General features: G+C 42.3%; 12 protein-coding genes and 1 riboswitch. Of the genes, 8 read left to right on the top strand and 4 right to left on the bottom strand.

The window, feature by feature from the left end:
• The first annotated feature begins 323 nt into the window (after positions 1–323).
• The 3 genes from ACIZ62_RS13310 to pyk all read left to right on the top strand — a co-directional run bounded on the left by ACIZ62_RS13310 (position 324) and on the right by pyk (position 6,706).
• Positions 324–3,872 carry a DNA polymerase III subunit alpha gene (locus tag ACIZ62_RS13310; protein ID WP_414150359.1) on the top strand — a complete coding sequence of 1,183 codons (3,549 nt, stop codon included), beginning with the start codon at positions 324–326 and terminating at the stop codon, positions 3,870–3,872.
• A gap of 2 nt (positions 3,873–3,874) precedes the next feature.
• Positions 3,875–4,831, top strand: coding sequence for an ATP-dependent 6-phosphofructokinase (locus tag ACIZ62_RS13305; RefSeq protein WP_322519829.1), 957 nt, complete (start codon positions 3,875–3,877; stop codon positions 4,829–4,831).
• A 132-nt stretch (positions 4,832–4,963) separates the two neighbouring features.
• Positions 4,964–6,706 (top strand): pyruvate kinase, encoded by a 1,743-nt coding sequence (gene pyk / locus ACIZ62_RS13300; RefSeq protein WP_414150358.1) that lies wholly within the window; start codon positions 4,964–4,966, stop codon positions 6,704–6,706.
• Positions 6,707–6,772: 66 nt separating this feature from the next.
• On the opposite strand, the gene ACIZ62_RS13295 is transcribed toward pyk, so the two are convergent.
• The 4 genes from ACIZ62_RS13295 to ACIZ62_RS13280 all read right to left on the bottom strand — a co-directional run bounded on the left by ACIZ62_RS13295 (position 6,773) and on the right by ACIZ62_RS13280 (position 11,232).
• Positions 6,773–7,903 carry a hypothetical protein gene (locus ACIZ62_RS13295; RefSeq protein ID WP_111889381.1) on the bottom strand — a complete coding sequence of 377 codons (1,131 nt, stop codon included), beginning with the start codon at positions 7,901–7,903 and terminating at the stop codon, positions 6,773–6,775.
• Positions 7,884–9,692, bottom strand: a complete 1,809-nt coding sequence (locus ACIZ62_RS13290; RefSeq protein ID WP_111889382.1) for an ATP-binding protein — start codon at positions 9,690–9,692, stop codon at positions 7,884–7,886. The genes ACIZ62_RS13295 and ACIZ62_RS13290 overlap by 20 nt, the downstream gene beginning before the upstream one ends.
• Positions 9,692–10,378 (bottom strand): response regulator transcription factor, encoded by a 687-nt coding sequence (locus tag ACIZ62_RS13285; protein WP_111889811.1) that lies wholly within the window; start codon positions 10,376–10,378, stop codon positions 9,692–9,694. The genes ACIZ62_RS13290 and ACIZ62_RS13285 overlap by 1 nt, the downstream gene beginning before the upstream one ends.
• 143 nt (positions 10,379–10,521) lie before the next feature.
• Positions 10,522–11,232 (bottom strand): tRNA 2-thiocytidine biosynthesis TtcA family protein, encoded by a 711-nt coding sequence (locus ACIZ62_RS13280; RefSeq protein ID WP_111889383.1) that lies wholly within the window; start codon positions 11,230–11,232, stop codon positions 10,522–10,524.
• Positions 11,233–11,382: 150 nt separating this feature from the next.
• On the opposite strand from ACIZ62_RS13280, the gene ACIZ62_RS13275 reads away from it, so the two are divergent.
• The 5 genes from ACIZ62_RS13275 to ACIZ62_RS13255 all read left to right on the top strand — a co-directional run bounded on the left by ACIZ62_RS13275 (position 11,383) and on the right by ACIZ62_RS13255 (position 15,822).
• Positions 11,383–11,868 (top strand): small multi-drug export protein, encoded by a 486-nt coding sequence (locus tag ACIZ62_RS13275; protein WP_322519832.1) that lies wholly within the window; start codon positions 11,383–11,385, stop codon positions 11,866–11,868.
• Between the two features lie 15 nt (positions 11,869–11,883).
• Positions 11,884–13,065, top strand: coding sequence for an aminopeptidase P N-terminal domain-containing protein (locus ACIZ62_RS13270; RefSeq protein ID WP_414150357.1), 1,182 nt, complete (start codon positions 11,884–11,886; stop codon positions 13,063–13,065).
• Positions 13,066–13,198: 133 nt separating this feature from the next.
• A riboswitch (SAM riboswitch) is annotated at positions 13,199–13,294 on the top strand.
• A gap of 111 nt (positions 13,295–13,405) precedes the next feature.
• Entirely contained in the window at positions 13,406–14,584 is a 1,179-nt protein-coding gene (metK, locus tag ACIZ62_RS13265; RefSeq protein ID WP_111889386.1) for a methionine adenosyltransferase, read from the top strand.
• Between the two features lie 160 nt (positions 14,585–14,744).
• Entirely contained in the window at positions 14,745–15,179 is a 435-nt protein-coding gene (locus ACIZ62_RS13260) for a C-GCAxxG-C-C family protein (protein WP_111889387.1), read from the top strand.
• A gap of 28 nt (positions 15,180–15,207) precedes the next feature.
• Positions 15,208–15,822, top strand: coding sequence for an HdeD family acid-resistance protein (locus ACIZ62_RS13255; RefSeq protein ID WP_414150356.1), 615 nt, complete (start codon positions 15,208–15,210; stop codon positions 15,820–15,822).
• The last annotated feature ends 84 nt before the right edge of the window (positions 15,823–15,906 follow it).

Here is a 15,906-nt window from a genome sequence, read left to right as displayed (position 1 = left end):
GTAAGCAAAGGTAAAATTGTTTACAAACATATATTAACATAACTCTGAAATAATGTAAAGGATTACCAGTAAAAAATAATGTTAAATAAATAACAAATAAAAAAAACGGTTGAAATAAATCATTTAAAATGAAAATGAATAATCAGTGCAAAATAGTATATAATGTAGAAAATAGATAGGCCGCGGCTGCTGGGATCAATTTCAACCGCCTGGGACAAAATGTCTATTTATTTTTAAGAATCTATGTTATAATAAAAATTAAAGAAATCGGAAATAATTAGAAAAACATGAAATTAAATTTTAACAGTAAAGTGAAAGAAAAGATGGAAAAACAGTTTACACATCTTCATGTGCATAGCGAATATAGTCTATTAGATGGTTTTGGCAGGATCAACGAGCTTGTTAAGGCGGTGGCGGAAAGTGGCATGGAGAGTATTGCGCTTACCGATCATGGGGTGCTTTTTGGTGCCGTTGATTTTTATAAGGCCTGTTTAAAGGAAAAAATTCATCCGGTTATCGGCTGTGAAGTTTATGTTGCTCCAAGAGGCCTTGAAAACAAGGATCCCGTCTATGACAAAGAACGAGCTCATCTCATTTTGTTAGCAGAAAGCAACCTTGGGTATAAAAATCTCATGAAGATTGTTTCAAAAGGTTTTATTGATGGGTTTTATTATAAGCCCAGAGTGGATCATGACTGCTTAAGAAAATACAGCGATGGTATTATTTGCTTGTCTGCGTGTATCGCTGGTGAGATTCCGCAATTGATCCTAAACAATGATTTGGCTGGAGCAGAAGAGCGTTGTCGGGTTTATCAGGATATTTTTGGTAAAGATCATTTCTTCCTGGAAATTCAGGATCATCGTCTCAGGGAAGAAGCGTTGATAAACGAGCGGATGATTCAGTTATCAAAAAAAATGAGCATTCCATTGGTGGCGACGAACGATGTCCATTATGTCCACAAGGAAGACAGTGAAAACCATGACATTCTTTTATGCATTCAGACCGCAGCCACCGTTTCGGATGAAAAGCGGATGCGTTTTCCCAACAATGAATTTTATTTAAAGAGTCAGGAAGAAATGCGTAAGCTCTTTGCTGATCTGCCCGAAGCCATTGAAAATTCCAATCGCATTGCCAGGCGCTGTCAGGTCAGCTTTGACCTGGAAAAAACCCATCTGCCGCAGTTTGAATTGCCTCCCGGTGAAAGGGCCAGAGACTATTTAAAAAGTCTGTGTATGGCAGGATTGGTAAAAAAATACCAAACGCTGACCAAAGAATTACAAGATCGTCTGGCATATGAATTGGAAACCATTCACACGATGGGCTTTGATGATTATTTTCTCATCGTTTGGGATTTTATCAAATATGCTAAAGACAATCAGATCATGGTTGGGCCCGGACGGGGAAGTGCTGCCGGCAGCCTGGTTGCCTATAGTTTGGAAATCACCACCATCGATCCGATTAAGTATCAGTTGCTGTTTGAACGTTTTTTAAATCCGGAGCGGGTAACAATGCCAGATATTGATGTGGATTTTTGTTACGAACGGCGTCAGGAAGTTATCGATTATGTGGTGAACAAGTATGGCGAAGACCGGGTGGCTCAGATTATCACCTTTGGAACCATGGCGGCACGGGGTGCGCTTCGGGATGTTGGCCGGGCACTCGATATGCCTTACAGCCTGGTCGATCGGGTGGCCAAGGAAATACCCATTCATCCAGGGGTCAATATCACCATTGAACAAGCCTTAAAAGAAAATCCTGAACTTAAAAAAATGGAAGATTCAGATGCCGATATTGCCAAGCTGGTTAAGACCGCTCAGTCCATTGAAGGTTTATCCCGGCATGCCTCGACGCATGCCGCCGGGGTGGTCATTTCAGATTTACCACTGGTTGAATATATCCCGCTTTATCGAAACAATGATGTAATCACAACTCAGTTTCCGATGGGTTTATTGGAAGATCTGGGCCTGCTCAAAATGGATTTTCTGGGCCTGCGAACCTTAACGGTGATCCGCGATGCCCTGGAGCATATTGAACATAGCACTGGTCGTCGTCTGGATCTGGACAGTCTGGAAATGGATGACGTCAAGGTTTATGAAATGCTCTCAAAAGGCGACACCCTGGGTGTTTTTCAATTGGAGAGCCGGGGCATGCAGCAATTTATCAAGGAACTCCAACCGGGTAGTTTTGAAGATATTATCGCTGGGATCTCACTTTATCGGCCTGGGCCGATGGATCAGATTCCACGCTATATTGAAAACAAGAAAAACCCCTCTCTGGTTACCTATGATCATCCCATTCTTGAGAATATCCTCAACGTCACTTATGGGTGTATGGTTTATCAGGAACAGGTGATGCAGATATTTCGCGATGTGGCTGGTTTTTCAATGGGACGAAGTGACCTGGTCAGACGGGCCATGTCCAAGAAAAAGATTAGCGTGATGGAGGCCGAGGGTCTGGTTTTTATCCATGGTGAAGTCGATCAAACCGGAAAAGTTCTAGTTGACGGTGCCATCCGCCGGGGGGTATCAGAAGCGGCGGCAAAAAAAATCTTTGAAGAAATGAAAGATTTCGCAAAATACGCTTTTAATAAATCCCATGCGGCGGCATATGCCGTTGTCGCCTATCAAACCGCCTGGTTGAAGTGTTACTATCCCACCGAGTTTATGGCGGCTTTAATGTCGAGTATTATGGATGATGAGAAAAAAGTGGCGAAATATATAGAAGATTGCCGAAAAATGGGTATTCATGTATTACCACCCAGTATTAATGAAAGCTACGAGAAGTTTAGTGTTTCTAGTAATTCGATTTGCTTTGGTTTGGGAGCCGTTAAGGGGCTCGGTAAAAATGCCATTGCCGCTATTATTGAAGCACGCAAAGCCAAGGGCAATTTCTTGAATCTACGGGATTTCTGTGAGCGGGTGGACCTGAAATCCTTAAACAGGCGCAGCATCGAAAGTCTTATTAAGGGCGGGGCATTTGATGGCATCGGCAACAGCCGGGCGCAAATGCTGGCCATTGCTGAACTGATTGTCGATCAGGTTCAGCGAGAAAAGAAAGATCGCATTTCCGGACAGATGTCCCTTTTGGATATGGCCGGACTGGGTGGATCACAGGAACTGACAACGCTGAAGGAGGATCATTTCCCTCAAAAAGAGCCGTTTTCCAAAGAAGAACGGTTAGCATTGGAAAAAGAGGTTTTAGGTCTTTACGTTACCGGTCATCCACTGGAAAAATATGAAGATATCTTAAAAAAAACCGTCACCTTGTTTTCCAGCAGTGTTGACAGCTATCAGGATTTAAAAGATGCTGGTATTCGGGACGGACAGCAAGTCAGTATTGGTGGTTTAATTGTGGAGAGCAAAACGATGATGACAAAGAAAGGCCAGATGATGGCGTTTCTAACCCTTGAAGATCTTTATGGGCGCATCGAAGTGGTTGTTTTTCCGAAAACCTATGATGAGTATCGTCGTTATTTAAAACAAGATCAGCCATTGGTGATCAAGGGGCGAATCAATTACAATGAAGAAGCTCGAACCTCGGTGATTGCAGCTCAGATCTATCCCATCGGAGAACCGCCTAAGAACAAACAAAACCTGGCTGTAACCGAAAACAAAGCGCCATATGAGAACAACGACGGAGTCCAAAAGCGCCAAAAGCTGGTTTTGAGTTTAGGGGATTTAACAGAAAAAGCCTTGATAAAATCGGTAAAATCGATTCTAATTAAGTATCCGGGATCGGTGCCGGTGGTGTTATACTTAAAAAACGAAGATAAGCATTTTGGGGCCAATAAAGACTTATGGGTTACCCTTGAAGAAACCCTGATCACTGAATTAGGACAAATTTTAGGAATAAAAAATGTGGAGGTAAAATAAAAATGAGAATTGGAGTTTTAACTAGCGGAGGCGATGCCCCCGGCATGAATGCAGCAATCCGGGCCGTTGTGCGAACAGCAATCTTTAATAAGGTTGAGGTCTATGGGATTAATCGGGGCTTTGCAGGTTTGCTGGAAGGCGACATTACACCGTTTAGTGTTTATTCGGTAGCGGATATTCTACAGCGGGGGGGAACAATCCTCAGGACCTCCAGAAGTGAGTTTTTTGCAACCGAGGCGGGAGTTAAGCAAGGTGCCAAAGTGCTGGAAGAATATGGCATTGACCATCTGATTATTATCGGTGGTGATGGCAGCATGAATGGTGCCCTGGCACTCCAGAAATTAGGGGTCAGCGTGGTGGGTATTCCCGGTACCATTGATAATGATCTGGGATTTACCGATTATACCATCGGCTTTGATACGGCCGTAACAACAGCCCTGGATGCGATCAGCAAAATCAGAGATACCACCTACTCCCATAATCGCATTAATGTGGTCCAGGTGATGGGCCGAAAATGCGGCGATATCGCCCTTTACTCGGGATTATCCGGAGGTGCAGAGGCCTTAATTTTGCCGGAGGTTGAAACCGACCTGGATGCGATTTGTTTGCGACTGCTGCAGGGGAAAGATCGGGGGAAACTTCATAGTATTGTCATGTTAGCAGAAGGCTGTGGTAATTACCGGGATTACTGTGTCAAGATTGAAGAAAAAACCCAGGTAACAACGAAGGGGACAAATTTGGGCTACATTCAAAGAGGGGGATCACCGTCGAATATGGATCGGAACTTGGCCAGTTTTATGGGTTATAATGCGGTATTAAGTATTATAAAGAAAGAAACGGGAACAGTGATGGCCCAGCGATGTGGCTCGTATCTGGGTATTCCGATCGAAGAAGCTCTGGCGATGCCAAAGATTTTCCGACAGGATATTTATGATATGGCTTCGGTATTATCCATTTGAGCGATTCATAAAAACAAACATCGTGTAAATCGGGTTATACCAGCGTTATAAACAATAACGATGGTGCTGATCAGTAAGATTTTTATGTTTGTTATTTTATAGAGAGAGATTAAATTAGAAAAGAGGTAGAAAATGAAAAAAACTAAGATTGTCTGCACATTAGGACCAGCAGCAGATACAAAGGAAATATTAAAAGAACTTATTCTCAATGGGATGAATGTGGCACGACTCAATTTTTCGCACGGTAGTCATGAAGAACATGCGGCCAGAATTAAGCGGATCAAAGAAGTACGTAAAGAGCTGGGGATTCCCGTTGCGATTATGTTGGATACCAAGGGACCCGAAATCAGAACTGGAGAACTGAGCGCCGGACAGGTAGAACTGGTTGCCGGAGAAAAGGTAACACTAACCACCGAAATTATCCAGGGTGACGAAAAACGTTTCAGTATTTCCCATGAAAATCTTCCCAATGAAGTATCGCCGGGATGTCGGATTCTCATCGATGATGGATTAATTCAATTGGAAGTGGAAGATGTTTTTAATAATGAAATGGTCTGCACGATTTTAAATGGTGGAACGCTGGGCAGCAAAAAAAGTATCAACCTACCAGGTATGAGCATTGAATTACCTGCTTTAACAGAAAAAGATCGCGGTGATATTATTTTTGGAATCCAGCAAAGAGTCGATTATGTGGCGGCATCGTTTGTGAGAAAACCCCATGATGTATTAGAGATCAGAAAGGTTTTAGAACGCAATGGCGGAGATTTGATTGACATTATTTCTAAAATTGAAAATCAGGAAGGTGTCGAGAATATCGACCGAATTCTTAATGTTTCCGATGGAATTATGGTTGCCAGAGGGGATCTGGGGGTAGAAATACCGGCAGAAGATGTACCACTGGTTCAAAAGAGCATTATTCGAAAATGCAACCTTGTCGGGAAACCCGTTATTACCGCAACTCAAATGCTCGATTCGATGATGCGAAATCCCAGACCGACCCGAGCTGAGGTCGGTGATGTGGCTAACGCCGTGTTTGATGGAACAGATGCCGTGATGTTATCGGGTGAAACAGCAGCGGGATCTTATCCGATAGAGTCGGTAAAAACGATGTTTAATATTGTCGTAAAAAGCGAAGATTCGGAAGAGTACGCCCGTCGTAAAAAACCGGATCATGGGGAACTGAGCATTACGAATGCAGTTAGCGAAGGGGCGTGTCAGATTTCTGAACAACTCGATGCACAGACCATTATCGCAGCCACATCCTCAGGTCATACGGCCCGGATGATCTCCAAATACCGTCCTGATTGCGGGATTCTGGCGGTTACTGATAAGGTGACAACGATTCGTCGTCTGGCCCTGGTTTGGGGAGTCAATTGTATTTACACGCCGGAATTTAAGGACACTGACAGTATGATTATGGATGCGGTAAAAAAAGCAATGGAGCAGGGCTATGTGCAATTTGGAGATCTCGCCATCGTTGCTGCAGGTGTGCCCTTAGGTGTTCAGGGAAATACCAATATGATTAAGGTGCATACCGTCGGAAATGCCATCATTAATGGGGTCGGCATTGGGAAAAACTCAGTGACTGGCCTTGCTAAACTCATTACTTCTGATAATCTGGATGACTTTCAGGAAGGTGATATTTTAGTGGTGAAAACCCTGACACCAGAGCTTAGTCAGATCTTACTGTTGGCATCGGCAATTATTACGGAAGAAGGTGGACTCAGTTCGGAAGGAGCCATTGCCGGACTTCATTATGATATTCCGGTTATTGTCAATGTTGTTAAAGCGTTGGAAATCCTTGAACATGGGAAACTTATTTCAGTTGATCCCATCCGTGGGGTTGTTTATCAGGGCCGGGTTCAAACGAAGTAGAATTAATTTAAGTAAATACTTAATAAAAAGCGATTGGTATCATATGATATCAATCGCTTTTTGGATTCAGTCAATTTTATAGGTGAGTTGATAGGTTTGGGATAGTGTATGATCATCGGTTGAGTTAATACTGTTTGAGCTTTTTTCGACTGAGAAAAAAAGCATGGATTTGTAAGGGTGACAAATAATCTCTGAATTTACGCTAAGTGGTGCCGTGAGCTGGAGCGGATTTTTACCACTTGTATCCATGATCCAGATCGATTTGGATTGAGCATCAGAATTTGGTGTTGTCTGAGTAAAGACAATGCGCTCACCGTTTGGTGTAAAGCGGACTGATCCAAAACTACCGTCTGCGATACTGCTTGAGTTTGTCGCGTTGGTATCCCAGGTACGGATCGTTTGAGAGTCGCCGCCGTTTTTAACAAAGACCACTTGATTGTTTAAGTCGTTAATATCAAAACTGCTCACATTATCAGCAATTAGGGTGGAAGACAATTCAGAAGAAGCATCATCTAATTTTGCATAGTATAGATTCGTTCGTTCTTCATTCTGGGGGTCGGTTGCCATAAACACGACGACCTTTTCTTTATTGATATAGTCAACGGCCAGGATATTATAGTTGTTAAGAAGCTTATAAATCTGTCGATTTCCTTCACTGTCGGCTTTTACAATCTGACTTGTGTTATTGGCATAGACCACCTGGCCGGAATCGCCAATACCAAAGCGCTGGATAACATTTTCTTCCGGCAGGGAAATGATCCGGGTCGTGTTTTTGTTGACGTCCGACCAGACAATCTGAGTGTCGATGCTGCCCGTTAAGGGATCGACTAATTTTTCGGCATAGTAAATACCTGTGTCAAAGGTATCATAAAAGGCGCTCAATGGTCTTTTGTCAGAATTGACAAATGAGGACAACTGCATCGTTTCAATAGTATAGGTGTCAATATTATAGAAGGTCCCAAAAGTAAAAAGGATCAGATTATTTCCGCTATTGGTAATATCCTGTACGATTCCGGGGGCGATCATAGTATAAGATTGAATGCTCACTTGCTGTGGCAAAGGGTCATTTGAGGTTGGGTTATTTCGTAAAACAACCGGTACATTTACAGGAATGAAGAGGTTCTGGCAACCACTGGTGATAAACAAACTCAATAAAACAAAACAAAAGACAAGGACTCTATTTTTTGCTTTTTTCATCGGTTTCACCTCCATAAATTAAGACGGACAAAATGGGAAGTGTCACAATAATATTGGTCCCTTCGCCCACTTGACTGACAATGTCAATTTTTCCATCATGTTTTTCGACAATCTGTTTTACAATATAAAGGCCCAGGCCGGAGCCGCCTTCATCATAACCCCGAGAACGATCTTCTTCAACCCGATAAAAAGCATTGAAGATCCGTTTTTGTTCAATTTCTGAAATCCCCGGTCCATAATCGCGGATCGATACGACGATGTGATTATCCTCAATAGCTGAAATGACATCAATAATTTCACCACGGTTTGAATATTTGATGGCATTATGGATGATATTGATAAAGACTTGTTGGAGTCGGTCATAATCCCCCAGGATTTCAGGAAGGTCTTCAGATACATAATTAATTTCGATATCGGATTGACTGGCCTTAATCTGCATTTGTTCAACCACCTCGGAAAGAAGCAAAACAATATTTAGGTTCGTTTTCTTAAAATCAAACTCAGCTTTATCAAACTTGTTGACGTTTAAAAGGTTATCAACGAGTCGCAGCAGTCGATGCCCCTCCCGATTGATGGTGTTCAGCGAGCGGTTAAGAATTTCCGGATCGGCGACCTGTCGGCGGGTGAGCATGTCGGTATATCCAATGATGGTGGTTAGAGGGGTACGCAATTCGTGAGAAACACTGCTGATAAATTTCCGCTGTTCTTCCTGAATATGGCGAGCAGCGGTCATATTACGGATGATGATCATATAGTTTTCTTCAAAACCCTTTTCCCGGATGGGACTGCCAATCAACAGCAGATTTCGGTTGTTGCAGTCAATTTCTTCAGATATATGGTCTTTGCCGTTTTTAAGGCTGTCAAAAATATCCCGCAAAAAAGATTGATACTGAAAATCATAAATCGTTTTGGGGTTGCTCACATTAAAATAAGTTTTTATATAACTGTTTGAAGTGATAATATTACCGTTTTTATCAATCGCCAAAAGCCCATCATCGATGGAAGCCAGAACCCCGGCCAGCCGTTTTCGTTCTGATTCCAGTTGCAGGATAACACTGTTGATATTGGTAACCATGCCGTTAAAGGCATGGGTCAGATCCCCGATTTCATCGGTGTGTTTATAATAAATCGTTAAATTATAATTACCGTGATTGATTTCATTCGATATTTTAGTCAAATCTTTGATGGGCTGAAAAAAGTGCTTGGAAAAGGTCATGGTTACAAAAATCATAACCATCAGACCAATTACGCCACCAATCCCGAAAAGGATCCCGGCAATACGTAAAAAATTGTCCATTTCGTGCATTGAATCGATGAAACCAATGTAACCGACCACGGTATTATCAATTATAATCGGAGACGCAAAATACGCCATATGGGCATCATTAATGGACTTTAAGGTAAAAACTGATGCATTTTCAGCCACGGCAAGATCAACCTCTGTTTTTAGTGTATTGGTAAGGGTTGTTTCTTCAAGCGAATCGGCAATGCGATTTCCCATGTCATCAAAAAGCACGACACGGTGATTTTTGCTTTCGGCGATGCTTTTTGAAAGATACAGACTATTGGTAAAAAATCGGTTTTTAAGGGAATCCGGACTCTGAACATTTTTTAATTCCTGACTGATCAGTAAGGTGGAGTCCTGGGCTGTTTTTTGCAAGGTGTCTTTTGTTTGGTTAATATAATAGTAGGAGGTTCCTTGAAAAACACAAAATACAACAATTAAGAATGCAAAAGCAAAAAGTAGGATATTGTATAAGATCATTCGAACCCGATAGCTTAGTTGCATTAAAGTTTCCTCATTTTATATCCAATTCCAAAAACAGTTTGGATGTATTTATTGCCCTGGGTGTCAATTTTTCGTCGGATGCGCTGAACGTGCATATCAACTGTTCGGGTGTCGCCGTAATAATCATATCCCCAGATTTTTTCAAGTAGTGTATCGCGGGGGAAAACCTGCTCCAAATTGGAGGCCAGCAAAAAGAGCAATTCAAATTCTTTGGGAGTGAGATGGATCTCGTTTCCTTCTAACAAGACCATTCGTTCATCAGCATAAATGCTTAAGTCACCATTTTTTAACAGCGATTCCTGTTTTTGAGGTTCAATGGTAATTGTTGAACGTCTGAGATGCGCTTTGATTCGGGCGAGCAGTTCGCGGTTATCAAAGGGTTTGGTCAGATAATCGTCAGCGCCCAGTTCCAACCCTAAGACTTTGTCAATGATATCGGTTTTGGCGGTTAAAAGAATAATTGGAACGCCCAATTGGGGAGACAGCTCCCGACAAACATCATAACCGTTTTTCTTTGGTAGCATAATATCCAGCACGATAAGATCCGGACGGACCGCTAATGCTTTTTCGACAGCTTCTATACCATCGCTGGCGGTTTCCACCTGATAACCTTCAAATTCCAGTTCCAGTTTTATTAAATCAACAATCGATGCTTCGTCATCGACAACGAGTATTTTCTCATTCATTTTCATACCTGCTTTCTTAGCTTACTATAATAAAAAATCATTAAAATTTCTTTAAGTTCCTGTAGACTGCCGAACCGATGCAAACAACATGATGTAACAATTGTTGGTACTGCGTGACGTTTTATCGATCGTTTTAAACCAGTTTAAAACCACAGATTCAATTGTTCCTTGTTTTGGATAGCTCCCAAAACCCGGTCATCCAGATCCGGGATGGTTTTGCGGAGGTTTTTAATCATCTGTTTGATGTCTTCCCGTTTGGTGTAGCCATTGGCGGGACAGGTGCTTTGGATTACCGGCAGATCTTTCATTTCCGGGTCTCCGATAATATCTCGTTCCTTAACAAAAATTAAGGGACGGATCAGGGTGATGTCTTTTCGATCCAGATAAGTCACCGGTGAAAAGGTGTTGATCCGGCCTTCGTAAAACAGGCTGAGAAAAAAAGTCTCGATGGCGTCATCGGCATGATGGCCCAGGGCGACAGTTCGGCAGCCTTGCTCGATGGCCAGATCATGAAGAGCACCACGTTTCATGCGGGCACACAGTGAACAGGGATTTTTTTCCTGTCGTTCTTCAAATATGATCGGGCCGATAGTGGTTTTTTTGATGGTGTAGGGAACCTTTAGTCGGGCACATAAATCCACTAATGGGGTCAGATCCATGCCGTCAAAGCCCATATCCAGGGTAATCCCTTCCAGTTCAAAGGGGACTGGCGAAAAGTATTGAAAGCGTTTCATGGCATAAAGTAGTGCCGTGCTGTCTTTTCCTCCGGACAGACCAATCGCAATGCGGTCTCCGGGTTTGATCATCTGATATTTTTCAATACCCCGGCGAAGGGGACCAAGAATTTTTTTCATGGTGTACTCCTGTTTTCATTTTGATGCTAAAGTAAAGCGTCACGTTTCAGCACTTGTCAAAGTCTTTCATAAAAGGTACAATATAGTCTTAATGGCTTTCTATAGTCATTCTAACACTTAACAGAAGAGATTAAAAGGAGATTTGTTTAAATGAAACAGGCAATTATTAGTTTTTTGGCATTTTTACCGGATTGGCTGGAAATCATTGTCATATCTGCCATTCCCATTGTTGAACTAAGAGGTGCCATTCCTCTGGCAATTTTAGCTTATGATATGCCCTACCTGCAAGCCTATTTATTAGGTGTGCTGGGGAGTATTATTCCGGCACCGTTTATCTTATTGTTTATTCCAGCCATCCTGAAATGGATGTCGGGAACCAAGGTTTTCGGGAAGATGGCGAATTGGATTATTGCCAAAGGAATGAAAAAATCGGATAAATTGACGAAGTATGAGTTTTGGGGCTTATTTATCTTTGTGGCGATTCCTTTGCCGGGAACAGGAGTTTGGACCGGGTGTCTGGCTGCTTCACTGATCGGGCTGGATTTTAAGCACAGTATGATTTCGGTAGTTCTGGGTTCAGCAACGGCAGGTATGATTGTTACCGCATTGGTGGCAGCCGGCCTGTCGTTATTTTAAATAGTAGGAGAAGTGATGGCACTATCACAGCATTTTTATCAACAAAACAGAAAGAAACTGGCAGACAGGCTGGCGAACAACAGTCTTACCATTTTATTTTCAGGCCGGGAAATAGAGATGACGGCGGATGCCAGTTATCCCTTTTTTGCTAACAATAATTTTTATTATCTAACCGGTATAAGAGCGCCGGAGGTGGTCCTTGTGATAATAAAAAACCATCATAATGACTGCGCTTATCAACTCTTTATTGAGTCGGCCGATCCATTAAAAGAAAAATGGGTGGGTAAGAAGATCAATCGCGATGCAGCAAAAGCGGTTTCAGGCATTGATGAAGTTTATTATGTTAAAGATTTACCTAAGGAGATTGCCCGTGCAGCAGCGGTTCAAACCGTCTATTTTGATTTTAAAACGCCTAAACATCAGAGTTTTAAAACCACCGATGAGGGGCTTAAAAAGATCTTAAAACAATCCGAGTTAAAGGATCTTCATCCCATTTTAGCGGGCTTGCGACTGATTAAGAGCGCGGAAGAAATGTGTGCCATCGCGAAAGCCAATGCGGTTACAAAAAAAGGCATCGAAGAAATGAAGGCATTTATTAAATCCGGTACCTACGAATATGAGCTGGCTGCTTTCTTTGAATATTATGTAAAAAAAGAAGGAACTGAGGGATTGGCCTTTGAAACCATTGTCGCATCAGGACAAAACGCCACCGTTTTGCATTATGTGTCCAATCACTGTCAGTTAAAATCAGGGGATTTGGTTCTCTTTGATCTGGGCGCCAGAGTGGATGGTTATTGCGGCGATGTAAGTCGGACCTTTCCGGTCAGTGGAGAAATGTCTAGGCAGCAGGAAAAGCTTTATGAAATTGTGGAAGCCGTTCAAAAGGAACTGTTTGTCGCCTACAAACCGGGTGCAGTGATGAAAGATTTACAGCAACTGACGAAGGAACTGTTTCTGGAGAAATGCTGTCGTGCCGGTTTTGTTCCCGAAAATAATGATATCACAGAATTTTATTATCACGGGATTGGTCATCCGTTGGGTTTGGATACCCATGATTTGCGACCGGAGGGCGATTTAATTTTGGCACCGGGAATGGTAATGACGGTGGAACCGGGTTTATATCTGGAAAAGCTCGGCATCGGCATTCGGATTGAAGATGATGTGGTGATAACGGATGGCGGTTGTACCGTCTTATAGTTAAACACCTCTTATCGTTTAAAACAAAGAGCTTTGAATCAAACGATAAAACGAGCGGAAAACTTTTGTCGGAAATAAAGTACTTGACAAAAAAAATAATGATGTGTATGATAAAAAAAAGTAATTGAATATTTACCTATCCAGAGAGGTGGAGGGACAGGCCCGATGAAACCCGGCAACCAGCGTATGTATGGTGCCAATACCTGCGATATTTTCGCAATGATGGGATTTAATGTGAACATTAGCCTCGTCGTTAGACGAGGCTTTTTCATTATCAACGTTCGTGATTATCATAAAAGCGATCAGGTAAATGGACATTACATTAAAAAAGGAGAGCAAAATGAAAAAATTATTTACCTCAGAATCGGTGACAGAGGGCCATCCCGATAAGATTTCTGATCAAATTTCCGATGCCGTTCTGGATGCCATTTTCGCACAGGATCCGATGGCTCGGGTGGCCTGTGAAACACTGGTAACAACTGGTTTGGTACTGGTTGCCGGCGAGATTACGACGTCCTGCTACGTGGATATTCCTAAAATTGTCCGAGCAACTGTTCGTGAAATTGGCTATGATCGGGCAAAATATGGTTTTGATTGTGATACCTGTTCAGTCGTTACAGCCATTGATGAGCAATCAACCGATATTGCTATGGGTGTGGATGAAGGACTGGAATCAAGAAAAGGTGAATCAAGAGAAGCTGATCTGGCTGCTGGTGCCGGTGATCAGGGGATGATGTTTGGCTTTGCCTGCAATGAAACCCCGGAACTTATGCCATTGCCAATATCACTAGCCCATCAACTGGCCAAACGACTCACCGATATCCGCAAAGAAAAAATCGTAAACTATTTACGTCCGGATGGAAAAACCCAGGTAACGGTGGAATACAATGATGGGGTGCCAACACGGATTGATGCTGTGGTTATTTCTACTCAGCATAGTACCGATGTTTCTTCAGAAACCATTGAGAAGGACATGATTGAAAAAGTAATTAAGGTCGTGATTGATCCGGCCTTACTGGACGCCGATACGAAGTATTTTGTTAATCCCACCGGGCGGTTTGTCATCGGCGGACCACAGGGTGATTGTGGATTAACCGGCCGAAAAATTATTGTTGATACCTACGGCGGTTATGGCCGTCATGGTGGTGGGGCATTTTCTGGAAAAGATCCCACAAAGGTGGATCGGTCCGGTGCCTATGCAGCCCGACATGTGGCAAAAAATATTGTTGCTGCCGGTCTGGCAGATAAATGTGAGGTTGAGTTGGCTTATGCCATCGGTGTGGCGACACCGGTGTCAATTTACGTGGATACTTTTGGGACTGGCAAAATTGATGATGATAAAATCGTTACGCTGATTCAGGAAAATTTTGATTTAAGACCAGCCGCGATTATTAAAAACCTAGGTTTGAGAGCCCCTATTTACAAACAAACAGCGGCCTATGGCCATTTCGGACGAACCGATCTGGATTTGCCCTGGGAACGGCTGGACATGGTTGAAAAATTAAAAAGCAATCGCTAAATAACTGAATTCGGAAAAAAGAAACCTGGAATTTTATGCATCGTATGCGTATTGAAATCAATAATGGGTATATCTTATTAAGTAGAATTAGAAGTATAAACGATAATTTGCTCTTGATGTGCCCCTTATTGTTTCAAAAATTAAATTAGCTGGAGGAAAAATGGAGAAATATGTCGAAATTTATAATGCGTTCGGAAAAGAAAAACCGGTAGAAGAACAGCCCCTTTATCACATGAATTGTGCCGAGGTTCTCCTTCGGGGAGCCAATGACAAGTACGAAATAAACCTTCCCGAAGAAAGTTTTCGGATGCTTCAGGGCTTTGGCGCCGGATTCTATTCAGAAAGAACATGTGGCGCTTTTTCGGGTTCATTAGCTGCTTTAAGTGCCATGTATACAGATGAGAGACCATCGGATCAGGCCAAAATGACCAGAGCGGCAAAACTTCTGGTTGAAGAATTTGAAAAAGAATTCGGCAGTTTGGATTGCGACTATATAAAAAAACACCATCGTGATGAGGTCGCTGGCTGTAACCCGGTTAAATTGCGGTCTGGACAGGTTTTTGATCGCGTTGTTGCAGCACTGGAACAAGAATAAGAACAGCAAAAAAAACGGAGGTTATCCTATGAATCAAAGTGAAGCGAAATCCCTGGGGATTGATATCCTGGAACGGTCTTATGGCAAGTGGTGGCTGATGCTACTGGATGGGCTTTGTTTTATTGCGCTGGCCATATTTGCTATTTTTTTTAGCAATCATGCCATTACGCTACTGGTTTTTGTTTTTGGTGTATATCGCGGCATCATGGCCGTTATTTATATTGTTACGGCGTTGATGACCCGTCAAAAATATGGTGCCAACACGGGTTTTAGTCTGGGAAGAGGTATCTTTGATTTAATCATCAGTGCAATTTTTTTACTGGCTCCCAATGTAATTGTAGCATTTTTTATTATCATCGTCGGCATTTGGGCGATTATTACGGGCATCTTTCTACTGATTATTTCGGCAAATTCCGGATCAGTGGGTAGAATGGTGAAAATTGTTATGGGCGTGGCTTTGATTGGCTTTGGCATCTATGCTTTTATTAATCCGATGGGCCCGGCGACAATTATTGTCATGATTGTTGGGATTGCTTTTGGCATCTTTGGCCTATTTTTGGTAATTCAATCGATTGGTATGAAACGAACCTTTACTCAAATTAAAAAAGTTAAAAAGGGTTATGAGGATTATCATGTTGAATAAAGAAATATAAATCATGCGATGAATCATTTAAGCAGCTCGGGTTATGATAACCTGAGCTGCTTTTTAAATGGGTGAAAATGTAAG

The organism is Acetobacterium carbinolicum, from assembly GCF_047456275.1.
GTDB classification, from domain to species: Bacteria; Bacillota; Clostridia; order Eubacteriales; family Eubacteriaceae; genus Acetobacterium; species Acetobacterium carbinolicum.
This window is presented reverse-complemented; position numbering and strand designations above follow the sequence as displayed.